The organism is Kribbella sp. NPDC005582, assembly GCF_040605415.1.
Taxonomy (GTDB): domain Bacteria; phylum Actinomycetota; class Actinomycetes; order Propionibacteriales; family Kribbellaceae; genus Kribbella.
On sequence record NZ_JBEXCU010000007.1, the window covers coordinates 460,851 to 482,924 of the forward strand.

Annotated in this window: 21 protein-coding genes and 2 rRNA genes; 5 read left to right on the forward strand and 18 right to left on the reverse strand. The window is 68.6% G+C overall.

Features of this window, described 5'->3' with window-relative positions; all coding sequences use genetic code 11:
• The first annotated feature begins 13 nt into the window (after positions 1-13).
• Together ABZS29_RS33930 and ABZS29_RS33935 are read left to right on the forward strand one after the other, a co-directional pair.
• Positions 14-1,465, forward strand: coding sequence for a helix-turn-helix transcriptional regulator (locus tag ABZS29_RS33930; protein ID WP_355468311.1), 1,452 nt, complete (start codon positions 14-16; stop codon positions 1,463-1,465).
• Positions 1,466-1,513: 48 nt separating this feature from the next.
• A complete protein-coding gene (locus ABZS29_RS33935; RefSeq protein WP_355468313.1) occupies positions 1,514-2,044 on the forward strand; it encodes a flavoprotein in 531 nt (176 codons plus the stop codon).
• A gap of 198 nt (positions 2,045-2,242) precedes the next feature.
• Here ABZS29_RS33935 and ABZS29_RS33940 read toward each other — a convergent pair whose 3' ends face one another.
• The 7 genes from ABZS29_RS33940 to steA are packed head-to-tail and all read right to left on the reverse strand — an operon-like array spanning position 2,243 to position 10,162.
• Positions 2,243-2,890 carry an NUDIX hydrolase gene (locus ABZS29_RS33940; RefSeq protein ID WP_355468315.1) on the reverse strand — a complete coding sequence of 216 codons (648 nt, stop codon included), beginning with the start codon at positions 2,888-2,890 and terminating at the stop codon, positions 2,243-2,245.
• Positions 2,890-4,617 carry a CTP synthase gene (locus tag ABZS29_RS33945; protein WP_355468317.1) on the reverse strand — a complete coding sequence of 576 codons (1,728 nt, stop codon included), beginning with the start codon at positions 4,615-4,617 and terminating at the stop codon, positions 2,890-2,892. The genes ABZS29_RS33940 and ABZS29_RS33945 overlap by 1 nt, the downstream gene beginning before the upstream one ends.
• A 21-nt stretch (positions 4,618-4,638) precedes the next feature.
• Complete coding sequence (locus ABZS29_RS33950; RefSeq protein WP_355468319.1) at positions 4,639-5,664, reverse strand: glycosyltransferase family 4 protein; 1,026 nt, start codon at positions 5,662-5,664, stop codon at positions 4,639-4,641.
• Entirely contained in the window at positions 5,661-7,226 is a 1,566-nt protein-coding gene (locus ABZS29_RS33955; RefSeq protein WP_355468321.1) for a lipid II flippase MurJ, read from the reverse strand. Before ABZS29_RS33955 ends, ABZS29_RS33950 begins: the two co-directional genes overlap by 4 nt.
• The gene (locus ABZS29_RS33960; RefSeq protein ID WP_355468323.1) at positions 7,223-8,035 is read right to left on the reverse strand and encodes a hypothetical protein; all 813 of its coding nucleotides are present in this window, start codon (positions 8,033-8,035) and stop codon (positions 7,223-7,225) included. Before ABZS29_RS33960 ends, ABZS29_RS33955 begins: the two co-directional genes overlap by 4 nt.
• A 1-nt stretch (position 8,036) precedes the next feature.
• Positions 8,037-8,984, reverse strand: coding sequence for a copper transporter (locus tag ABZS29_RS33965; RefSeq protein ID WP_355468325.1), 948 nt, complete (start codon positions 8,982-8,984; stop codon positions 8,037-8,039).
• Positions 8,981-10,162, reverse strand: coding sequence for a putative cytokinetic ring protein SteA (gene steA, locus ABZS29_RS33970; protein WP_355468327.1), 1,182 nt, complete (start codon positions 10,160-10,162; stop codon positions 8,981-8,983). The genes ABZS29_RS33965 and steA overlap by 4 nt, the downstream gene beginning before the upstream one ends.
• A gap of 102 nt (positions 10,163-10,264) precedes the next feature.
• On the opposite strand from steA, the gene ABZS29_RS33975 reads away from it, so the two are divergent.
• Together ABZS29_RS33975 and ABZS29_RS33980 are read left to right on the forward strand one after the other, a co-directional pair.
• A complete protein-coding gene (locus ABZS29_RS33975; protein ID WP_355468329.1) occupies positions 10,265-10,741 on the forward strand; it encodes a MarR family transcriptional regulator in 477 nt (158 codons plus the stop codon).
• A 1-nt stretch (position 10,742) separates the two neighbouring features.
• Complete coding sequence (locus ABZS29_RS33980) at positions 10,743-11,135, forward strand: hypothetical protein (protein WP_355468331.1); 393 nt, start codon at positions 10,743-10,745, stop codon at positions 11,133-11,135.
• Here ABZS29_RS33980 and recN read toward each other — a convergent pair.
• From recN to ABZS29_RS34010, 6 genes are read right to left on the reverse strand one after another with little or no spacing between them, the layout of a single operon-like run.
• Positions 11,132-12,856, reverse strand: a complete 1,725-nt coding sequence (gene recN / locus ABZS29_RS33985) for a DNA repair protein RecN (RefSeq protein ID WP_355468333.1) — start codon at positions 12,854-12,856, stop codon at positions 11,132-11,134. The two genes, ABZS29_RS33980 and recN, sit on opposite strands and share 4 nt — an antisense overlap.
• Entirely contained in the window at positions 12,856-13,785 is a 930-nt protein-coding gene (locus tag ABZS29_RS33990) for an NAD kinase (RefSeq protein ID WP_355468335.1), read from the reverse strand. Before ABZS29_RS33990 ends, recN begins: the two co-directional genes overlap by 1 nt.
• Positions 13,786-13,796: 11 nt before the next feature.
• Positions 13,797-14,615, reverse strand: coding sequence for a TlyA family RNA methyltransferase (locus tag ABZS29_RS33995; RefSeq protein ID WP_355468337.1), 819 nt, complete (start codon positions 14,613-14,615; stop codon positions 13,797-13,799).
• Complete coding sequence (locus ABZS29_RS34000; protein WP_355468338.1) at positions 14,615-15,082, reverse strand: hypothetical protein; 468 nt, start codon at positions 15,080-15,082, stop codon at positions 14,615-14,617. Before ABZS29_RS34000 ends, ABZS29_RS33995 begins: the two co-directional genes overlap by 1 nt.
• A gap of 1 nt (position 15,083) precedes the next feature.
• Complete coding sequence (locus tag ABZS29_RS34005; protein WP_355468340.1) at positions 15,084-15,605, reverse strand: polyhydroxyalkanoate synthesis protein PhaF; 522 nt, start codon at positions 15,603-15,605, stop codon at positions 15,084-15,086.
• 43 nt (positions 15,606-15,648) lie between these two features.
• On the reverse strand, positions 15,649-16,761 hold the full coding sequence (locus ABZS29_RS34010) for an HAD-IIA family hydrolase (protein WP_355468341.1): 1,113 nt from the start codon (positions 16,759-16,761) through the stop codon (positions 15,649-15,651).
• A 24-nt stretch (positions 16,762-16,785) separates the two neighbouring features.
• Between ABZS29_RS34010 and ABZS29_RS34015 the strand changes: the two genes are divergently transcribed.
• The gene (locus tag ABZS29_RS34015; protein ID WP_355468343.1) at positions 16,786-17,946 is read left to right on the forward strand and encodes a DUF1015 domain-containing protein; all 1,161 of its coding nucleotides are present in this window, start codon (positions 16,786-16,788) and stop codon (positions 17,944-17,946) included.
• Between the two features lie 2 nt (positions 17,947-17,948).
• On the opposite strand, the gene ABZS29_RS34020 is transcribed toward ABZS29_RS34015, so the two are convergent.
• The 5 genes from ABZS29_RS34020 to ABZS29_RS34040 form a co-directional block, all read right to left on the reverse strand.
• A complete protein-coding gene (locus ABZS29_RS34020) occupies positions 17,949-18,779 on the reverse strand; it encodes a CHAD domain-containing protein (RefSeq protein WP_355468345.1) in 831 nt (276 codons plus the stop codon).
• A gap of 216 nt (positions 18,780-18,995) precedes the next feature.
• Positions 18,996-19,940: a hypothetical protein gene (locus tag ABZS29_RS34025; RefSeq protein WP_355468347.1), complete on the reverse strand. Its 945-nt coding sequence runs from the start codon at positions 19,938-19,940 to the stop codon at positions 18,996-18,998.
• Between the two features lie 26 nt (positions 19,941-19,966).
• Positions 19,967-21,106, reverse strand: coding sequence for a hypothetical protein (locus ABZS29_RS34030; protein ID WP_355468348.1), 1,140 nt, complete (start codon positions 21,104-21,106; stop codon positions 19,967-19,969).
• Positions 21,107-21,698: 592 nt separating this feature from the next.
• A 5S ribosomal RNA gene (gene rrf, locus ABZS29_RS34035) occupies positions 21,699-21,816 on the reverse strand.
• A gap of 162 nt (positions 21,817-21,978) precedes the next feature.
• Positions 21,979-22,074: ribosomal RNA gene (locus ABZS29_RS34040) — 23S ribosomal RNA — on the reverse strand; the annotation flags it as partial.

The following is a 22,074-nucleotide window of genomic DNA, read 5'->3' on the forward strand; positions in this document are numbered from 1 at the left end:
CTCACTCTTCTGAGTGACACCGAGCCAGCAGTACAGAGCAATTGTCACGGCGTACATCACCACGAATCCGGCGTGCATGGCGTCCTCTCTCACATCGGCTTGTGTGGTCAATTCTGGGCACCGCATTCGCCGTAAAGTTGCACACTTGGTGCAACAGACGGCACGCTCAGCGAGCATCCGAACCACCGCGCGGGTAGCGTCAGATCCGGACAACCGTTGGCTAGACCGGAGACAACCGATGTCGTCAGATCGCAGGCTCACCACCGGCGCCCGGATCGCGGCGTACCGCCGGCTGAATCGTCTGACCCAGCGCAGCCTCGCCGCACGGGCGAACGTGTCCCACAGCCTCCTGACCAAGGTCGAGACCGGGGCCCGGCCAGCCTCACAGGCTTTCCTCGCAGCGTGTGCGCGGGCGATGTCGATTCCGGTAACGCATCTGACGGGGCAACCGTTCATCGAGGAGCACAGCGAAGACCGGCTCGCTGGCCCGCTCACCGATCTGCGTGCCGCCCTCGAGAACTTCGACTTGGTCCTTGAGGACCTCCCCGTACGGCCGCTCGCTGACATCCGCCCCGAAGTCCATGAGATGCTCCTGGCCCGGCGGGATGCGCAGTACTCGCGGATCCTGGGCCAGGCCCCCGCCCTCATCGATGAGCTAGTACAGCAGTCGCAGACGTTGACCGGTTCTGAGCGCGAACAGGCCCACCATCTTCTCGCCCAGCTGTATCGCGCAGCCGCAGATGTTGGCTACGGTCTCGGACTGCCAGACTTGGTTTCCCTACTGCTCGCCCGGATGGAGTTCTCGGCCTCTCGTTCCGGGGACCCTTACCAGGTTGCGACCTACCGCTACATGCGGGCGTACTCAACCTTCACGACCGGACGGCACGAGGTCGGGCGCAAGATCATCCAGGTCGCGCTCGAAGACATCGACGTCGGTGTGCGGCGCAAGGATCCAGTGGCGTTGTGTGCAGCCGGGAATCTCCGGCTCCGCGCGTCGATCCTCGCTACGCGCCAAGGCGCTCCGGACGCAGCCCGCTCGGAACTCGCGGAAGCCCGACAGCTTGCTCACGTTCTTGGCCGTGAAGTCCGTGAGAGCGAGATGGGGACTGGCTACGCGGGCGCGATGTCTTTCGGCACAACCAACGTCGCGATCCACGCGGCCGCGGTGGAGATGGAGCTTGGCAACCACGGCCAGGCCGTCCATCTCGCACGCGCGGTTCGAATGCCCAATGGCTACCCACCGGACCGGATCGGGCACCACTACATCGATATGGCCCGCGCACAGCTGTGGACAGGCGACCGCGACGGCGCGATGACCTCATTACAGATGGCTCGGCGGATCGCACCTCAAAAGACGAAGTACCACCCGAGTGTTCGCGAGACTGTCGCTGCTCTCGTCCACGCCAGTCGCCACGCTCCCGACAACCTCATCGGGTACGCCAACTGGGTTGGTGTGCAACTCTGACGCCGCACAGCCACATCCCTTCACCGAGGCCAGCACAGGAGTTCGCCCGTGGGTGACCGCATTTTGCTACTTGTGACCTGTGGGGCTCCGCTTGCGGCGCGGCTCGAGGACGGCGTACGAACTGCCCATGAGCTGGGTTGGACGCCGTACGTCATCCCTACCGAGGCGGCAATGCCCTGGCTGGAGGAGCTGGACCTGACCGACGTACCGATCGTCGTGGGCAATCGAAAGCCTCATGAGCCTCGGCGCACGCCGACTGCGGATGCCGTGCTGGTGGTTCCGGCGACGTTCCACACACTCAATGCTTGGGCTGGTGGGATGGCGAGTTCGTACCCTCTGACCACGCTGTGTGCGGCTCTTGGCGCCCGGACGCCGACGGTTGCCGTGCCGTACGCCAGCGCGGAGCTCACCAATCATCCTGCCTGGGCTGCGTCGGTTGCTGTGCTGCGGCAAGCGGGTGTGCGGATGGTTGACCCTCAGACTGGCTCGACCGAGTCGCTGGAACCAGTTGTGTCGGGCACGCGTGGGCGAATCGTCAGGGATTTCCGCTGGGAGTGGGCGTTCGGCTGCCTCGCCTAGACAGCCTCCGCGGTACTGCGAAGCACGTGTCGGCGCCGCTGCGGGTGTACGCAGGCAACGCCAGCCATGAGTCGTCGGGCGCGGGCGATAGCCCGCAGGGTCCGGGCGGTAGCCCGGAAGGACCTACGGGTGGGCGGGTGCGCGCGTAGCAGGCGCGACGAAGGAGTGACTGCGTAGCACGCGGGGAAGATCTCCCCCTTACAAGTCCTTCGCCGGCCAGGGTGAGTCTGCGGGCCGCAGGGACTCGAAGCCGGGGCCGTTGAGCGCGGTCCAGGCGGCGAGTGCGCCCATCACCAGGATGGGGTTTTGCAGGTGACCGGCCAGGACCGCGCCGACCACCTCGACGAGCGGGGCCCACACCGTCTCCATGTCGGCTTCCTCGTGGAGGCGGGTGTAGGCCTCGTCGGCGGGTGAGAGGTCGCGGGCCAGGAAGATCCGCACCGCCTCGTTGGTGAGGCCGGGCGAGGTGAAGGCGTCGACCAGGATCCGCCAGTCGGCGGCCTTGGTGCCGGTCTCCTCCCAGAGCTCACGCTCGCCGCCGAGGCGGTACTGCTCACCCTGTACGTCGAGGAGCCCGGCCGGCGGCTCGAGCAGCCGGTAGCCGACCGGATGCCGGTACTGGCGCACCAGCAGCATCCGGTTCGACTCGTCGAGCGCGATCACGCCGACCGCGCCCGGGTGCACGACCACGTCGCGAACGAACGTTTCGCGGCCAGGCGGTTCGATGGTGTCCCGGCGTACCGAGATCACCCGGCCAGTCGAGTGCACCGTCTCCGACGACGATACCGGCCAGTGCTCCGGTACGTCGGTCAGTCCGGCGCCGAAGCGCAGTTCGGGATGATCCATCAGGCCTTGACCGCTTCGGGCTTGGTCTTGGCGCCGGTGGCCTTCTTCGAAGCGGGCGCGGGCTCCTCTACCGGGAGGCGGGACTCGCGCTGGCGGACCAGGGCGGCCGCGACCAGGCCGGCGAACAGCGGGTGCGGCTTGGTCGGCCGCGAGCGCAGCTCCGGGTGCGCCTGGGTGGCGACGAAGTACGGGTGCTGGGACTTGTCGAGCTCGATGAACTCGACCAGCTCGTGGTCCGGCGACAGACCGCTGAACACGAGACCGGCGGCCTCGAGCTTGTCGCGGTAGGCGTTGTTCACCTCGTAGCGGTGGCGGTGCCGCTCCTGGATCGTGGCGGCGCCGTACAGGCCGCGGACGATCGAGCCCTCGGCGAGGTTCGCCGGGTAGAGGCCGAGGCGCATGGTGCCGCCCAGGTCGCCGCCACCGGCGACGATGTCCTTCTGCTCCTCCATGGTCGCGATCACCGGCTGCTCGGCGTCGGGGTCGAACTCGGTCGAGTTCGCCTCGGTGAGACCGGCCAGGTCGCGCGCGACCTCGACCACCATGCACTGCAGACCCAGACACAGCCCCAGGATCGGTACGCCGTTCTCGCGGGCGAACCGGATCGCGCCGATCTTGCCCTCGATCCCGCGCACCCCGAACCCGCCGGGGATGCAGATCGCGTCGACGTCACCGAGCAGCTTCGCGGCGCCCTCGGGCGTGGCGCACTCGTCGGAGGCGATCCAGCGCAGGTTGACCTTGGCGTCGTTGCCGAAACCGCCGGCCCGCAGCGCCTCGGCGACCGACAGGTACGCGTCCGGGAGGTCGATGTACTTGCCGACCAGGGCGACGGTGACCTCGTCCTTCGGGTGGTGCACGACCTTCAGCAGCTCGTCCCAGCGGGTCCAGTCGACATCGCGGAACGGCAGGTTGAGACGCCGTACGACGAAGGCGTCGAGCCCCTCGGCGTGCAGCACCTTCGGGATGTCGTAGATGCTCGGCGCGTCCGCGGCGGCCACGACGGCGTCCACGTCGACGTCGCACATCAGCGAGATCTTGCGCTTGACGCCGTCCGGGATCGGCCGGTCGGCGCGGCAGACGATCGCATCCGGCTGGATACCGATCGAGCGCAGCGCGGCCACCGAGTGCTGGGTCGGCTTGGTCTTGAGCTCACCCGCGGGCGCCATGTAGGGCACCAGCGAGATGTGCAGGAAGAAGACGTTGTCGCGGCCGACGTCGTGCCGGACCTGCCGGGCCGCCTCCAGGAACGGCAGCGACTCGATGTCGCCGACGGTGCCGCCGATCTCGTGCAGGACGACGTCGACATCGGGGCCCGCCATCGCGAGCATCCGTTCCTTGATCTCGTTGGTGATGTGCGGGATGACCTGGACGGTGTCGCCCAGGTACTCACCGCGACGTTCCTTGGCGATCACGTGCTGGTAGACCTGCCCGGTCGTCACGTTCGCGACCTGGGACAGGTCGCGGTCCAGGAACCGCTCGTAGTGGCCGATGTCGAGATCGGTCTCGGCACCGTCGTTGGTGATGAACACCTCGCCGTGCTGGAAGGGGTTCATCGTGCCGGGATCGACGTTGAGATACGGATCCAGCTTCTGCATGGTCACCCGGATGCCCCGCGCCGTCAGCAGACTGCCGAGGCTTGACGCCGTCAGCCCCTTGCCGAGACTGGAGGCCACGCCACCGGTGACGAAAACGTGCTTGGTCTGCTGCGAGCTCGAAACCCTGTCCACGGGCCTCCAGCCTACCTGCTGTCAAGGGGTGGTCGCGACGAGACCCGCGTAGAGGTCGAGCAGATTCTTCGCCGCGCCGTCCTCGTCCGGCCACTTCGCGGCCAGTTCCCGGCCACGTGTCCGCATAGCGTTCGCCGTACCGGGCTCGGCGAGGATCGCCCGGACGCCGTCGGCCAGCCCGTCCGCGTCCCCGGGAAAAGCCAGTACGGCGCAGTCCTCGACCAGCTCCGGGATACCGCCGACCGCGGTCGCCACCACCGGTACGCCGACCTGCATCGCCTCCTGGACGACCAGCGCCCGCGCCTCCCAGTGCGAGGTGAGCAGGAAGACGTCGGCCGCGCCCAGCAGGTTCGCCACGTCGCTGCGGTGGCCGAGCATGCGCACCGGCAGCTGCTCCGCGTCGATCCGGGCCTGCAGGTTCTCGCGCAGCGGACCGTCACCAACGACCACGAACACCGCATTCGGCGTGGACTCGTGCACTCGCGCCGCCACGGACAGCAGCGTCGGGTAGTCCTTCTGCGGTGCGAGCCGGCCGACGGTGAGTACGAGCGGCTGATCGGTCAGACCGAGCTCCGCGCGGATGTCGGCGGCTGAGATGGTCGGCAGTGCCATTGTGGGCGCAGCGACCGGCGCGAGCCTGGCGTCACGCGCTCCGAGGCTCTTGGCGAGCTCTACGAGGTCGCTGGAGGCTCCCAGCGTCAGGTCTGCACCCTTGGCGACCATGCGCTGCCCCAGCCGCATCACAAGGCCCTTGGGGCCGGGGGCGATCACAGCGTTGTGCCAGGTGACCACGAGTGGCCGCAGCTTCGACCGGTCACGCAGAGCGGTCATTCCAGCGCGATAGCCGTGCGCGTGGATGACATCGGAGCCGCGGAGAGCCGGAGCCTGGCTGACGACGGTCGCTGCACCGAAGTCGAAGTGCTCGGCGGTACCAGGCGGTGCGCAGACGACCACCTCGTGACCGGCTGCGATGAACCGCGGTACCAGGGAGGCGACGTGCTGCCCGATCCCGCCGCGCGACTCTGCGAGCAGGAGACCGATCCTCATGTCACAACCTTTCGACGGAGCAACGCACGGGTGTCCGCGCGATCCAGTACGACGGCGACTCCGGCGTACACGATGACGATGGCCAAGCCCGACAACACCGAGAACAAGACCGCAGTACCCACTCCGGCATCACCTGCCGGCAGAGCGACGATCCAACCGACCGCACCAGCCAGTACAGCGCCAACCACCGCCGCCAGCGTCGCGCGGGTCAGCCCGGCCAGTGCGACGCGGCCTGCGTCCCGACTGAGCACCACAAGAAGCACTACTGCTCCGACGACCATGCCGATGGACATCGCAGCGGCCAGCGCAGGTACTGCGTCCCACTGGGCTGTCAGCACCACTGCCGACACAGCGACCAGCACCCACGCGGCCGACGTGACGATGGCGACCTGCCGGCCGGAGTGCCGTGCATAGAGCACGCGGCCGACATGCATGAGTACGGCGAACCCGATGGCTGCCGGGGCGAACGCGACCAGCCCGTTGCCGAGCGAGGTCGCCTGCGCCTGCTGCACCGCGCCGTCGTCGTACGCGAAGATGCGCGCGACCGGTACGGCGGTTCCGACGAGCAATGCGGCACCAGCGCCTCCGGCCAGCATCACCGCGCGAGTCGAGGCGGCGGCGTACAGGTCGAACTGCTCCCCTGCTTCGTACGCCGCTGCCAGACGCGGGAACACGGCCGTGGTGATCGGTACGGCGAGGACCGCGTACGGGAGCAGGTAGACCGCGTTGGCCCAGGTGTAGACGGCGATACTGCCCGCGACACCGCGGTGGTTCGCCAGGTACGTCGTGACGACGAAAGTGAGCTGCTGAGCAATCAGCACGGCCAGTCCGGCCAGTGCGAGCTTCCGCAGTACCGGACCGACGCCGGGATCGAGTCTGAGCGTCAGTCTGATCGGCAGCCGCAGTAGCAGCATCGGAATCAGCACTGTGAACGCCAACGCAGCAACGCCTGCGGTGGTCCCCCAGGCGAGCAGATCGTTCGCACTACCCGACGCGTGATCAGCGTCGGGAGCCATGGCCGCGAAGGCGAAGTACGTGCCGACAACCACGAGGCTCGAGACCAGCGGTGCCCAGGCTCCAGCCCCAAACCGCTTGTGAGACTGGAGAACCGCAGTAGCGATCACAGCTAACGCGTACCCGAAGACCTGCGGCACAAAGATGACGAGCATCCTGGTAGCCGTCGCCGCCGAGCCCGCGCAGTCTGCTCCAGGATCCAGCAGGGCGTCCGTGTAGCTCGAAGCCAGCACCCACGACAGCACCGCGAACGGCGCCAGCAGCACGAACGACCACGACAGCAACGCGCCGATGATGCGGCCCTGCGCAGCCCGATCCCCGCGAGCCACCGGGCCCGCCAGTACCGGGATCACCGCGCCTGCCAGCGCACCGCCCGCCACGATCTCGAACAAGATGTTCGGCAACTGATTGGCGGTGGTGTAGGCCTCAGCCAAACACCCAGCACCGACAGTCTTCGAGAACACCAGCCACCGCCCAAACCCAACCACCCGGGCAAGCACGGTGACGCCGGCAACCAGAAGAGCCGCCTGCGCAATGCGCGATTTCACCGGGGGCGTCGGCCCCACTGGTCGATCTTGTCCAGCGTCGGGTTCTCCGCGATGACCTTGGTGAAGCTGACCTTTTCACTCGCCAGGTTCAGAGCAACCACGGCTGCGAGGACGAGGGTCTTCAGAGGACGCGGGAGGGAGGCGGCCAACGCGGTGCCCGTGATCGCACCTAGTCCGTTGGCGCCGCAGTCGCCGAGCATGGAACGTTCGCCGAGGTCGGACGGCGCGGCGGCGACGGCTGCGCCGAGGACAGCGGCGGAGGGACCGTTCACCACAGCCAGCGGGGCGTTCACGGCGGCGACCGCCTTCAGCGCGCGGCCGGGGCGGAGGTCGAGCAGGTTGGTGAGGTTCGCCGTACCGGCGATCAGAGCGCCGTCGGCGACCACGCCGGCCAGCGCCTTCACACCAGACGACTTGCGCGGTAGCAACGCGGCAGCGGCCAGGCCAGCGGCACCGACGCCGAGGATCTTGACCGCGCCGCTGGTCACCTCACCGCGCTTCAACGCGGACAGGTGTCCCCGGAAGCCCTTGGCCTGCGTGGTCCCGCGCAGGTCGTCGTACGCGCCGACTGCACCCGACACCGATCCCGCCAGCAGCGCAGCGGCCTTCACCTTGCCGGGAGTCGACGGCGCCGCGAGGACACCGGCCAGTGCGCCGAGGACGGCGACCGGTCCTTCCAGCAGCGTGACCGGCTCGCCGCGGTGGTTGGTCCGCTCGAACGGCTCCCGGTTCTCCTTCGGCAGCTGCTCGGCGGCGCGTTCCAGACCAGCAGTCGCAGCGGCCGCGATGACAGCGCTCAGAAATCCCACGTCAGTTGTCCTTCACCTGTACGGCGGCCGGCGCGATGCCGTCCTTCGCGTCGAAGGCGCCGTACTGGCCGGCCTTACCGGTGGTCTGCTCGACCAGCGCGAAGACGACGGTCATCTGCCCGGCGGGCAGATCGGCCACGTCCACCGAGGAAACGATCTTGGTGGCGTCGGAGTCACTCCGCAACGCCTTCAGCAGCCCGCCGTCCTTCGCGGTGTCCGGCGTACCGGCGACCACCACACCCGCGCTGCCCTGGTCGAGGCCCTCGATCAGATCCACGGCGTCGGCGTACGACGTCGTCGGAACCGCCGGTACGCCGATCTTGCCGGCCACGACGACGATCAGCGTGGCGCGGTCCTTGATCGTCGACGGCTTCAGCGACACCAGCTCCGAGCTGGTCAGGCCGCTGAGGATCCGGTTCGCGTCGTTGTCGACCGTCCGGGCCGGGTCCTTGGCGGCGATCCCGCGCGCCAGGATCAGACCGGCCCGCTCGTACGTCGTGGAATCCTTCGGCACCGTGACGTCGGGGGTGATCAGCTGGGTGACGAGCGGCTCGACCAGCTGGCGCTGACCGGGGTCGAGCAGCTTGGGGTTGACCGCGGCCCGCACCGTGACCTGAGCGCCGGCCTTCTGCAGCTCGTCGTCGATGGCGTCGACCAGGCCGCCGTCGGCGTTCGGCATTGTGACGATCGCGACCTTGCGGTCGGTCAGCTTGCCGTTGGCCAGCCCGGCGGTCACCTTCGCCTCGTAGTCCTGGTGGTACTTGTTCAGCGCCTTGAGCTGGAGGTTCTCCGCCCGGGACAGGACCAGGTTGTCACGGTCGACGTTCGCCTGGTTCTGGATCACGTCGCTGCCGGTGCCCTTCAGCGGGCCGGCGCCGAGCACCACGCCCGCGCCCAGGGCGAAGAAGATCGCCACGATCGAGACGATGTGGTACCGAAAGTCGATCACGTGAACAGCTCCTGGATCCAATAGACGAAGTCGTTCCAGCGCGCCCGCAGGATCGACCACAGCACTTCGTCGGCGTCGATGGCGACCATCGCCATCCCGAGGGCGAACAGACCGGCCGCGACCAGCGAGACGATCTGGAACGTCGAGACCCGGCTGCGGTACAGCCGGCCGACGCCCTTGGCGTCCACCAGCTTGGCGCCGACGCGCAAGCGGGTGATGAAGGTGCTGGCCATGCCGGAGCGGCCCTTGTCGAGGAACTCGACCAGCGAGTTGTGGGTACCGACCGCGACGATCAGCGAGGCGCCCTTCGAGTCGGCCAGCAGCATCGCGACGTCCTCACTGGTGCCGGTCGCGGGGAACTCGATCGACTGCACACCGAGCCGCTCCAGCCGCTCCGACCCCGGCGCGCGACCGTCGCGGTACGCGTGCACGACCACCTCGGCGCCGCTCTTCAGCGTCTCGTCCTTGACCGAGTCCATGTCGCCGACGATCAGATCGGGCGCATAGCCGTTCTCCACCAGCGCGTCCGCGCCGCCGTCGACCCCGATCAGGACCGGCCGGTACTCACGGATGTACGGCCGCAGCGCGACCAGGTCCTCGCGGTAGTCGTAGCCCCGGACGACGATCAGCACGTGCTTGCCGTCCATCGGGGTGTGGATCTCGGGGACACCGACACCGTCGAGCAGCAGATCGCGCTCGCGCCGCAGATAGTCCAGCGTGTTCGCGGTGAACGCCTCGAGCTGCGTGGAGAGCCCCGCCCGGGCGTCGTCCATCAGCTCGGCCACCGTCTGGCTGTCCTGCGCGACACCCTTCGCGATCACCTCGTCACCGCGGTACAAGGTGCCGTCGTGCAACCGCACGTGCTCACCTTCGTGCAGGATCGAGAAGACCTCTCGGCCGACACCGTCGACCAGCGGGATACCGGCCGCGACCAGAATCTCCGGGCCGAGGTTCGGATAGCGGCCGCTGATCGAGTCTGCGACGTTCACCACCGCCGCGACCTTGCAGTCCACCAGCGCCTCGGCGCTCACGCGGTCCAGATCGACATGGTCGATCACCGCGATCTCTCCCGGCTTCAGCCGTTTGGTGAGATTCTTGGTACGCCGATCCAGCCGGACCACACCGGTGGACCCGGGCAGTTCAGTCGGGCGTGCTCTCCGCAGGCTGGGCAGTTTCATCGCGCTCTCATCCTGCCACGTCGGCGGCCCGGTTCTGCCTCAATACCCCGTCCCCCGCCCGATTCATCCTTTGGAACGATCGCTTGAGCTACACTTCGTTTCATGTCGCAACGAAATGATCGGGAGCGGCTCGCGCTCGCCGTGATGGATCTGATCGAGACCGGGCAGCGCCGGATCGCCCGGAAACTCGACCTGACCAGGCTCCGGATCCTTGCCACCGTGGCCGATCAGGGCCCGCTCCGCCCGCGGGAGCTGGCCACGGCGCTCGGGCTGACGGCATCGGCGGTCAGCCGGCACCTCGCCGTACTGGAGGACGCCGGCGAGGTCACTGTCACACCGGATCCGGCTGATGCCCGGACCTTTCTCGTCGCCGCCACCAAGGCCGGCCGGCGTGCGCTCACAGCAGCAACAGAAGCCGGTACGGCGGCCTTCGTGTCGGTCGTGGCCGGGTGGACCGACGCGCAGGTCGCCGAGGCGCTGCGCGGCGTGAACCGGCTCAACGAGGTCTGGGCCGAGCACCACCGCCGTACCGACGCCCCGGCACCGGTGCTGAACCGATCGGCCAGAAGAAGGAGCTGACATGAAACCGGCACGCGTTCTACTACTGGTGATTGCCCTTGCACATCTGGTGATCCCGGCAGTGATGCTGGCGCGATCGGACACGCTGCGCGGCGAGGTCGCTGCCCAGCACCCCGACTTCGGATCGAGCGAGCTGGACGCGTCGGTGCAGGTCGCACTGACGTCTGCGACCGTCTTTCACCTGCTGCTGGCGGTTCTGTGCGTCTTCCTGGCCTGGAAGCTCGATGGCACCCGCCGCTGGGCGGTCCGGCTGACCGTGGTGTCGCAGGCGTTGTCGATCGTGTTCAGTCTGGTGTCTTGGTCGACGTCCGCGATGTTCCACGCGGTCATCCCGGTTGTCGTGCTCCTGCAGCTCGCAGTGATCGTGCTGGTCCTGCGAGCCCGTCGTACCTAGCGCCTTTTCTTCTTGGGTTTGTTGTGACGTTCCGCGGCCAGGGCGAGCAGTTCTTCGGCGTGAGCCTGGGCTGCATCCGAATTCTCGAGGCCGGCCATCATCCGCGACAGCTCCTTCAACCGGGCGTCGTCGTCGAGCGCGACCAGACCGCTCGTCGTCACCGAACCGTCGTCACTCTTCAGTACGACGGCGTGCCGGTCAGCGAAGGCTGCTACCTGCGGCAGGTGGGTCACCACGATGACCTGGGCCTTCTCGGCCAGCCGGGCGAGTCGTTTGCCGACCTCGACCGCGGCGCGGCCGCCGATGCCGGCGTCGATCTCGTCGAAGACCAGGGTCGGCACCTTGTGCGTGTCGGAGAGGATCACCTCGAGCGCCAGCATCACGCGGGAGAGCTCACCACCGGAGGCCGACTTCTGCAGCGGCCGAGCCGGGCTGCCCGGGTTCGCCGCGAAGCAGAACTCGATCTCGTCAATGCCAAACGGACCGGCCGACGTCTCGTGCACCTCGACCGACAGCGTCGCGTGCGGCATCGCAAGTCCGGTCAGCTCCTCCGAGACCAGCACACCGAGCCGCTGCGCTGCCTCGATCCGGGCCTCCCGCACCTGGCGGCCGAGCTCGGTCAGCGTTGCATCCAGCTCGGCCAGCTCTGCGGTCAGAAGCTCAACGCGCTCATCGCTGCCGTCCAGCTCGGCCAGCCGCTCGGCGGACCGCTTCGCCCAGTCGAGCACCTCGTCAACAGTGCCCTGCTCACCGCCGTACTTGCGGATCAGGTTGGTCAGCAGCGATCGCCGCTCGCTCACCACGGACAGCCGCGCTGGATCGGTGTCCACATCAGCGGCGTACGACGAGAGCTCACCAGCGAGATCCGCAGCCAGGTAACCAAGCTCGCCGGCCCGGTCCGCGAGCTCGGCCAGCTTGGCGTCGTGCTCGCGTTCGCCGTCCAGCAGCTGCTTGGCCAACGCCAGCAAACCCAGTACGTCGCTCGGTCGCGTCGACTCGAGATCCTCGGACGCGAGCGCATCGGCCGCGTTGGTCGCCGCGGTCCGCAGACCGTCGGCGTACGCGAGCCGATCCTCCTCGGCCGCCAGCTCGGTGTCCTCACCGGGCAACGGCTCGGCCTTGGCCACCTCCTCGAGCCCGAACCGCAGCCGGTCCGCCTCGGCGAGCCGATCGCGTTGCCTCGTGGTCAGCTCGGTCAGCTCGGCCTCGATCTCGCGATGCCGCTTGTACGACGTCGCGTACTCCTGCAGCGGCACCAGGACCGGCTTGCCGGCAAAGGTATCCAGGGTCTCGCGCTGACGAGCAGGCTGCAGCAGCCGCCACTGGTCGGCCTGGCCGTGAATCGCGACCAGGTCACCGGACACCTCGGCGAGCACCGACACCGGCACCGACGCGCCGCCGAGGAAGGCCCGGGAGCGTCCCTCCGACGACAGTTCGCGCGCGATCAGCAGCTCTTCGTCGTCCATCTCGCCGCCGCGGTCCTCGGCCTGCTGCACGATCGACTTCGGGACGTTGGTCGCCCGCCCCTCGACGCGCGCCCGCCGGACACCGTGCCGCACCAGCCCGCTGTCGGCGCGACCGCCGAGCAGCATGTTCACGCCGGTCACGACCATCGTCTTACCGGCACCGGTCTCACCGGTCACGGCCGTGAATCCGGGGTCGAGGTCCAGTGTCGCGTCCTCGATCACACCCAGGCCGGTGATGCGGATCTCCGAAAGCATCAGGACTCCTGTTGACCGTTGGGATTGCGTTTGCGTTCGGCGGCGCCGCGCCAGCCGAGCACCGGGAGGTCGAACTTCGCGACCAGCCGGTCGGTGAACGGCGCCTCGTGCGCGCGGGCCAAACGAACCGGGCGGGCGCCCCGGCGGACCACGATCTCGGCCCCAGGCGGCACCTCGACCATCCGCCGGCCGTCGCACCACAGCACACCGCGACCGTTCCAGGTTCGGACCAGCTCGATCGACAACCGCGACGACGGCGCCACCACGATCGGCCGCGAGAACAGCGCGTGCGCGCTCACCGGGACCAGCACGATCGCCTCGACCTCGGGCCACACGATCGGACCACCCGCCGAGAACGCGTACGCCGTACTCCCGGTCGGCGTCGCGACCACGACCCCGTCGCAGCCCCAGCGCGACAGCGGCCGGTCGTCGACCTCGATCAGCACCTCGAGCATCTTCTCCCGGGCGGCCTTCTCGACACTCGCCTCGTTCAGCGCCCAGGTCTCGAAGATCAGTTCGTCGTCGAGGCGGACGTCGACAGCCAGCGTCATCCGCTCCTCGACCGTGTAGCTGCGGTTGACCACAACCTGGACGATCCGCTCCAGGTCGTCGACCTCGGCCTCGGCCAGGAACCCGACATGCCCGAGATTCACGCCGAGCACCGGCGTACCGTGCGGGCGGGCCAGCTCGACACCGCGCAGGATCGATCCGTCGCCACCGAGCACGATGATCAGCTCGACGTCGAGCGCGGCCTTCTCAGGGTCGTCGGCGATCTCGACCGGGTCGACTTTCAGGTCCTCGGCCTCGTTGGCGAGCAGGCGGACCAGGAGACCGGCGCCGGTCAGCAGCCGGTGCGCGTCCCGCGCCACCTCGACCGCTTCGTCCCGTCCGGTGTGCGTCACCAACAGCACGCGCCGCGGCTCAGCCACTCTGTACCCTCCTATTGCGGTCCACGCTCGATCGCGTCCTGCAGCATCGTCTCATCCAGCGGCGGCGCCGAACGCCGTATCCACAGGAAGTACTCGACATTTCCGGAGGGACCGGGCAGCGGACTGGCCGCGACTCCGGCAATCCCCCAGCCCAGTTGCTGCGCCTTGACCGCCACCTGCCGTACGGCGTCCGCCCGCAACTCGGGGTCCCGGACCACGCCACCCTTGCCGAGCCGCTCCTTGCCGACCTCGAACTGCGGTTTCACCATGAGCATCAGTTCGCCGTCCGGTTTCACCACTGCGAGCAGCGCCGGGAGCACCAGCGTGAGCGAGATGAAGCTCAGGTCGCTGACCACGAGGTCAACCGGTTCACCACCGATCTGCTCGAGCGTGAGGGTCCGGACGTTGGTCCGGTCCATCACCGTCACCCGGTCGTCAGTCTGCAACGCCCATACCAGCTGGCCGTAGCCGACATCGACCGCGAACACGTGCTGAGCCTCGTTGCGAAGCAGTACATCGGTGAAGCCGCCGGTGGACGCACCCGCGTCGAGCGCGACCCGGCCCTTCACCTGCACCTCGGGGAACGCCTCCAGCGCACCGATCAGCTTGTGCGCACCACGGCTCGCGTACCCAGGGTCGTCGGTTTCGGACGTGTCGACCACGATCGCCGCATCGGTTCCGACACCGGTCGCCGGCTTCGAGGCGACTGCTCCGGACACCTTCACCTTGCCGGCCGCGATCAGCTCGCTCGCCTGCTCCCGCGATCGCGCCAGACCCCGCCGTACGAGCTCTGCGTCGAGCCGCGCGCGCTTCGCCGCTCCCTTGGCCACTACGGGGTGCGGTCGCCCTGGTCGGCGTCCGCCTCGACCAGTGCGGTCTGCAGCCGCTCGTGCAGATCGGCGTAGACGTCGGCGTGCTCCGCGACCGGCTTGTCGCGCAGATCGTGCAGCCGGCCCATGACTTCCTCGACCAGCGGGTGCCCGGAGTCGTCCTCGTCCTGCGAGTCGGCGGCCCCGTCGTCGATTGCCTCTGCCACGAACGCGTGCTCGTGCTGCTCACCGGGCTCGCGGGCGAACTCCGACCCGAACTCAACCTCGGCCGGATCCACGGCCGCGTGCTCCACCGGCTCCGGCTCCGCGGTCTCCTGCGACTCCTCGCCGTACTCGAAGTCCTGCGATCCGGGCTCCGCGTCGTAGTCGGGGCGTGCCGGGACGTCCTCGCCCTCCTCCGGCGCGTAGTCCGGTTCCACGTCGGGGTCGACGTCCGGGGGGAACTGCTCGCCAGGGTGTTCGGTCACGTCAGGCCTTCTTCGCTGCCGTCTTCTTCGCTGCGGTCTTCTTCGCCGGCGCTGCCTTCTTGGCGGCCGCCGCCTTGGCCGGAGCCTTCTTGACCGCAGCCTTCTTCGCCGGCGCCTTCTTCGCGGGAGCCTGCGTCGAGGCGGGCTTCGCGGCAGCCACCGACGCGGCCGCTGCGCGCTCGGTCGCCGCGGCGGCCTGCTCATGCGCCTCGGCGAGCTCGCTCTCCAGCTGCTCGACCCGCCGGGTCAGCGCCGCGACCTCCTCGGAACGGACGAACCCGAGCCGCGCCACGGCGCCCTCGACCTCGTTCGTCACGATCGCCTGCAGGAGCTGCCGGTTGCTCTTGCTGGTGGCAACGATCTCGTCGGCCAGGTCACCCACCTTGGTGGTCAGCCCGCTCGTCAGTGCATCCGCACCGGTCTGCTGCAGCAGCGCCTTCGCCGCCGCCTGGGCCTTCTGCTTGCTGACCTCGGTCAGGCCGTTCGCCAGCTGTACGTAGCCGCGCAGTGCGTCCATCACCATGACTGCCTCCTCGCTTCGTTCCAGCAACGGTAGCGCTTCGAAGTCACTTGTCCAGGCCGACCCGGTGCAGCGCCTCGTTGATCGCGATCGTCCCGAGCGCCGGTGCGGGCTTCGGCAACGGACGGCGGCTGCCGCGGGTCGCCGACTTCGCGGTCTTGCCGGTCGGCTTCGCCGGAGCGTCGACAGCGGTCCAGACCGCGGACAGGATCGCGCGCAGGCCGTCGTACGGCTCGCCTTCCCCCTTCACCGCAACGGCGTTGTTGACGACCTCAGCGGTCCAGCCGCCGCAGCTGTGGTTGCTGCCGTCAACGGTCACGCCCGGTTGCTTCTGGGCGAGCGCGGCCAGGTCCGGCGCGATGTACGTCGGCCGCTGGTCCTTCGGCGCCTGCGCCAGGTCGTGCGCGTCGTGCACACCGGTCGACACCCACAAGCTGGCAATGCCGACCGCGTGCGCACCGGCGATGTCGGAGTCCAGCCGGTCCCCGATCATCAACGGCTTCTTGGCTTTGAGCCGCTCGATGCTGGTCTCCAGCAACGGCGGTGCGGGCTTGCCCGCAACAACCGGGTCCACCTCGACAGCAGCGCGCACAGCCTGAACCAGCGTGCCGTTGCCCGGCGCCATCCCCGCTGCGGTCGGAATGGTCAGGTCGAGGTTGGTGGCGAACCACTTGGCGCCCTCGTTGATCGCATGCGCGCCGTCCGCGAGCATCACCCAGTTCACATCCGGGTGGAAGCCCTGCACGACGGCCACCGGGCGCGCGTCGCTGCTGCGAACCGGCGTCAGCCCGTACTCCTCCAGCGCCGCGTACAGCCCCTCGCCGCCAATGACGAGCACTGGCGAGCCCTTCGGGTACTCGGACGCGATCAGCTTCGCTGCGGCCTGTGCAGACGTCACCACGTCGTCGGCGATCACATCCAGTCCGAACGACGCCAGGTGCTCGGCGACGACTCGCGCCGGCCGACTGGCGTTGTTGGTGATGTAGCCGATCCGCATGCCTTCCTTGGCCGCGTTCCGCAGGTGCTCCGGCGCATCCGGCACCGGATCGGGTCCGACGTACACAACGCCGTCCAGATCCAGCAGCGCGACGTCGTACCGGCTCGCGAGCGGTTCATCACACTCTGACAGCGGTGCGGGCGCTTCACCATGCGCTGTCATGAGTCCGCCCGTACGATGCGGCTCATGCCGGATTCGGAGCCAAGCGTGCTGCGGCTGGAGCCGCTGCGGGCGTGGCGGTTCGTGGCGGGGATGGTGAGCGGGCTGGGCGCGGTCACGTCGCCGCCGTACGACGTGCTCGAACCCGCGCTGGTCCGGCGGCTCACTGCGGCTGATTTGCACAACATGGTGAGGCTCATCCTTCCACGCGACCCAAACCTCGGTCCGAGCCGGTACGACGAGCCTGCCGCGCGACTGGCCGAGTGGCAGCGCACCGGTGTGGTCATCCAGGATCCACGGCCCGCCTTGTACGTGTACGAGCAGCGGCTGGGCGACGCCGTACTGTGCGGGCTGGTCGGTGCGCTCGCCCTGGATCCGCTGCGACGCGTGGTCCTGCCGCACGAGAACGTCATGCCGCACTGGGTCGACGACCGCCTGGAACTGATGGAGGCGACCGACGCGGACCTGGAACCCATCCTGCTCGCGTACGGCGACGGCCGGGCGGCCAGCGACGCCGTGGACGCCGCCCGAACCGGAGTGCCGTGGGTGGAGGCCGAAACCGAGAACGGCGCCGAACACCGCATCTGGCGGATCGAAGACCCCGAAACCCTTGCCGTGATCGCCAGCGAGATCGCCAGGCACGAAGCGCTGATCGCCGATGGCCACCACCGCTACGCCGCCTACCTCGAACGCAGCCGCCGCGAACCGGACCGCCCCAGTACATCGGTCGGACTGGCGATGCTGGTCGACTACAACCGGCACCCGCTGACGCTGGACCCGATCCACCGCGTAGTGCCCGGCCTGACCCTGGACATGGTCCAGTCCCGCACACCAGCCGGTTGGAACGTCCTCCCCGGCCGGTCCGAGAAGCTCCCCGATCACATCTCGCTGACAGACGGCACAACCTGGCTCACAGTCCGCCCGGCCAACGGTCAGACCGTCCCGGTCGTCTCATCCCTCCACGAGCACCTGTTGCCCGCCTGGGGCGCGCCCGTCGACGACATCACCTTCCACCACACCTGGTCCGACGCAGCAGCCCTGGCCGGCCCTTCGCAGGTCTCCATCGAGCTCACAGCTCCTCGTCTGGACCAAGTGCTGGCGTCGGCGCTGCAGGGCGTCGTACTGCCGCAGAAGGCGACGTCGTTCGGTCCGAAGCCTCGGGTGGGGCTGCTGTTCCGGATGCTCTGACGTCAAGCGCGGTGGTACAGGCTGAGGAACTCCTCGCGCAGCGGCTTTCGGGCCGCCCGATGCCGCTCGACCAGGCGTCCGAGGGTGAAGGCCAGCTGAGGCTCAGCGGCCGCTGCGAGCGATGTCAGCGCGTCCGCGGCGGCACAGTGGTCCTGGTGCTGACCGAGCAGCTCCTGGTACCTGGCAGCCTGTACGGCGGTTGCTTTCGCTTCGTCGCCAAGCACGGTCGCGCACGTGTTGGCGGCGTACCGGACTCGCTTGGCCAGCAACCGCACCTCATGCCAGTCGTCGTCCGCCGTCCACGGCTGCAGCTTGTCCGCCTCACGCGCAAACTGTCGCGCTGCGCCGTCCAGCAGCTCGGGGAGCGCCTCACCGCAAGTGGTCCGCGCCTTCGGTGACAACTCCGGTGCCGTCTCGAGTCTGCGCAGCAGCGTCGCGGTCCGCTCGCCGAGCACCACCTCGGACGACCGCGCCGACGCCTGCTCCAAGCCTGCGGTCAGCGTGTCCAGGATGCTTGCCAGGTGCTCCGGGTCGTCCTCGCTGGTCGAACTCTCCTTGACCAGCGCCGCAATCACCTCAAGGTCCCGAGCCTCCCCACAAGCCTGCGCCAACGCGGCCAACTCCGCCCGCAAGGCATTCGTGGATTCCCCCGCAAGCAACTTCCGGAACAGCCTCAGGTCACTCCGCAACCGCCGGCACGCAACCCGCACCTGGTGGATGGCATCGTCCTCGCCCTTCTCCACCATCCGCACAGCCTTCTGCAACCGCCGCGCCCCCTTGGCCAAGGCGGCCTCCACCAACACCCCCACAGCCTCGTCCGCCAACACCCTCATCCCCTCATTCTCCCGGTCCCGACACGGCGCCGGCCGTCCTCCGCGAGTCCCCAGCAACCCGCCCCCTCATGGGCTCCCCAAACCGCTTTGGGGAGCTGTCCGGACGGATTCGGTGGGTGAATCCTCCCCGAACCGGTTTGGGGCGAATGTGTCGCGGGGGGGAAACGCGAAGGAGCCGCCGGCATCAGCCGACGGCTCCTTCGTCACACCTTGGTCCTACTGCTCGGGCTTCTCCGGCTTCTCCTCCGCGACCACCTCGGTCACGTCAGAGTCCTCGTCCTTGTTCACAGGCTCGTCGTCTTCGTCCGCAGGCTGGTCGTCCTCGGCGTCCACGAGATCGCCGGCGGCGGCATCTTCCTCCGCGAGTTCACTCTCGGCAAGGTTCTCGTCGTCCGAGTCCTCGTCCTCGTCGGACTCGTCCTCGTTCAGGTCGCCGAAGTTGTCCTCGGTGTCGGTCTCGTCGACCTCGACGATCGTCGCGGACCCGGCTTCGTCGAACTCCTCGTCCTCGATGTCCTCGTCGAGGTCGGTGAACTCGAGGCCTTCGAGCTCGGCGGCACGCTCAGCGGCTCCAGTGGAACCGTCGGCGTCCGCGCCGGCAGCACGGTGGAACCAGATCAGCGCTTCTTCGGTACGGTCCGCAGCGGCCAGCGCATCGGCGTACGCGTAACGCAGTCGCGGCAACCACTCGGCCCGGGTGCGCTTGGTCAGCTCCGGTACCTCGAGCACCTGGATCGCAGCAGCCGTCTGGCCCATGTCACGCCGCGCACCGGCCGTCACGATCAACAGCTCCATCTGCGTCGGCTCGGACAGGTCCCGAACATGCTTGTCCTGCGCCAGCGCCAGCGCCTTCTCCGGCCGCCCGAGCGCGCGCTCGCAGTCGGCCATCATCGCCAGCACCTCGTGGTTGCCGGTCATCCGCCGTACGGCGCGGAACTCGGTCAGGGCCTCGTCGTAGTGCTCAGCCAGGTACGCCGTGATCGCCACTGCCTCGCGAACACCGCCCAGCCGAGCAGCAAGCCGCCGAGCCGTCCGGGCATGCAGGTACGCCAGCTCCGGGTCGTCGTCCAGGAACCGCCCGGACGCCACCAGGTGCTGCGCAACCAGGTCCGCCAGACTGCGCGGCAACGAGCGCAGCTCCGCCTTCACACTGCGGTCCAACTCCGCACCAGTGATGCCCTCAGGAATCACCGGGTCGTCGCGACGCGGACCGACCTTCTCTTCGTCGTCGCGACGCGGTCCGCCACGACGGTCGTCACGTCCACCACGCCCACCGCGGTCATCGCGCTTGAACGCACCACGCTCACCGCGCGCCGGCCCCGCACTGCGAGCACCACCGCGTACGCCGCCCCGGTCGTCCCGAGCCGACCGCTGGTCGCGCCGCCCCTCGCCCCGGTCGTCGCGCCGGACCCCACCAGCGCGGTCATCCCGAGCCGGTCGGTCATCCCGGTTGTACCCAGTACGGTCGTCCCGCGCCGGACGCGTGTCCCGGTTGAACCCACCGCGGTCATCGCGCCCAGGCCCATCGCTCCGCCGAGCCGGCCCGCGGTCGTCGCGGTTGTACCCGCCCCGGTCATCACGCGCCGGACGGTCACCCCCACGGAACCCGCCGCGGTCGCCACCACTCGAGCGATCATCACGCTTGTATCCACCACGGTCGCCACCACCGGACCGGTCATCACGGTTGTAGCCACCGCTCGCAGGACGGTTGTACCCGCCACCAGCGCGGTCGTCACGACCAGCCCCACCAGCAGGACGGCTGTACCCACCACTGGAGCGGTCATCACGACCGCCACCAGCCGGGCGGCTGTATCCACCGCGGTCGCCGCCGCCAGAGCGGTCATCACGGTTGTAGCCGCCGGTACCCGAACCGCGGTTATCGCGGTTGTACCCGCCACTGGCGCGGTCATCACGCCCACCAGTCGGCCGGCTGTACCCACCGCGGTCGCCACCACCGGAGCGGTCGTCGCGACCCCCGCCGGCTGGGCGGCTGTATCCGCCGCTCGAACGGTCATCACGACCGGCTCCGCCGGCAGGACGGCTGTACCCACCACGATCGCCACCGCCAGAACGGTCGTCACGGCGGTATCCGCCGCGGTCCCCGCCCGCAGAGCGATCGTCACGCTTGTATCCACCGCGGTCGCCGCCACCAGAGCGATCGTCACGGCTGTAGCCACCACGGTCGCCACCGCCGGAGCGGGCGTCGCGGTTGTAACCTCCGCGGTCGCCTCCGGTGGGACGGTCGTCGCGGTTGTAGCCACCGCGGTCGCCTCGGGAGTCGCCGCTGCGGTCGTCGCGACCTGCCAGCTGGCCTCCGAAGGGATCACGGCGGCCCTTGTCGTCACCACGGGAGCCGGCGAAACCACGCCGGTTCTCGGTACGCGGCTCATCCCGGTTGCCAGAACTGCGGGGAGCGCCCGTCCGCGGGCTGTCCCCACGGCTCGAAGCACCACGGAACCCACCCGGGCTCCGCTGTCCACCACCGGAGCCCGAACCGCCACCGCTCCGGTTCCCGCCGTACCCAGAACCGCCACCCGAGCCACCGCTCGATCCGGAGCGACCGCCGAAGCTGGAACCACCACCGGAGCCTGAGCCGGAGCGCTTACCGCTGTAGCCGGCACCACCGGATTCGGGACGTCCCCCACCGCTACGGCCGGGACGTCCACTGTTCCCGGAGGAACCGCGTCGGTCCCCCGAGCCGGACCGGGGATTGCGAGGTGGCGTCGCCACTGTGACTCCTAACGATGCTGTGTAGTGCGGGCTAACCGCACAAACTTACCGCTCCGGGCCCCGGACACCCGCATCGAGCGGCCCGGAGACCAGCCTGCGAGCACCGCCAGAGATCGGCGCAGCGTGAAAAAAAGGGCCAGACAAATGTTAAGGGCCACCCCTCGCGGGGTGGCCCTTAACAGTGTGAATGTCCGGCGGCGTCCTACTCTCCCACGACCTCCCGGTCGCAGTACCATCGGCGCTGAAGGGCTTAACTTCCAGGTTCGGAATGGAGACTGGGTGTTTCCCCGACGCTATGACCACCGAAACTCTATCAAAATATCAACAACCAACCCTGCACAGTCACAACCCCACCAGTGGTGGCTGGGGTTGGTGCTGGGGGTCCTGTTCATATTCTGGGAACCGTACAGTGAACGCGAGTTACTTGTAGCGCAGCGGTCTGTGTCATCGCTCACCTCGAGGGTGAGTGTGTGACAAGCCCTCGGCCTATTAGTACCAGTCAGCTCCACACCTTACGGTGCTTCCACTTCTGGCCTATCAACCCAGTGGTCTACTGGGGGCCTTA

Excerpts from the sequence above, each read along its gene's own strand:
- ABZS29_RS33940 (WP_355468315.1), bottom strand. The coding sequence starts at position 2,890 with ATGGATCATCCCGAACTGCGCTTCGGCGCCGGACTGACCGACGTACCG.
- ABZS29_RS33950 (WP_355468319.1), bottom strand. The coding sequence starts at position 5,664 with ATGAGGATCGGTCTCCTGCTCGCAGAGTCGCGCGGCGGGATCGGGCAG.
- steA (WP_355468327.1), bottom strand. The coding sequence starts at position 10,162 with ATGAAACTGCCCAGCCTGCGGAGAGCACGCCCGACTGAACTGCCCGGG.
- ABZS29_RS33975 (WP_355468329.1), top strand. The coding sequence starts at position 10,265 with ATGTCGCAACGAAATGATCGGGAGCGGCTCGCGCTCGCCGTGATGGAT.
- ABZS29_RS33980 (WP_355468331.1), top strand. The coding sequence starts at position 10,743 with ATGAAACCGGCACGCGTTCTACTACTGGTGATTGCCCTTGCACATCTG.
- recN (WP_355468333.1), bottom strand. The coding sequence starts at position 12,856 with ATGCTTTCGGAGATCCGCATCACCGGCCTGGGTGTGATCGAGGACGCG.
- ABZS29_RS34005 (WP_355468340.1), bottom strand. The coding sequence starts at position 15,605 with ATGGTGATGGACGCACTGCGCGGCTACGTACAGCTGGCGAACGGCCTG.
- ABZS29_RS34010 (WP_355468341.1), bottom strand. The coding sequence starts at position 16,761 with ATGACAGCGCATGGTGAAGCGCCCGCACCGCTGTCAGAGTGTGATGAA.
- ABZS29_RS34015 (WP_355468343.1), top strand. The coding sequence starts at position 16,786 with ATGCCGGATTCGGAGCCAAGCGTGCTGCGGCTGGAGCCGCTGCGGGCG.
- ABZS29_RS34020 (WP_355468345.1), bottom strand. The coding sequence starts at position 18,779 with ATGAGGGTGTTGGCGGACGAGGCTGTGGGGGTGTTGGTGGAGGCCGCC.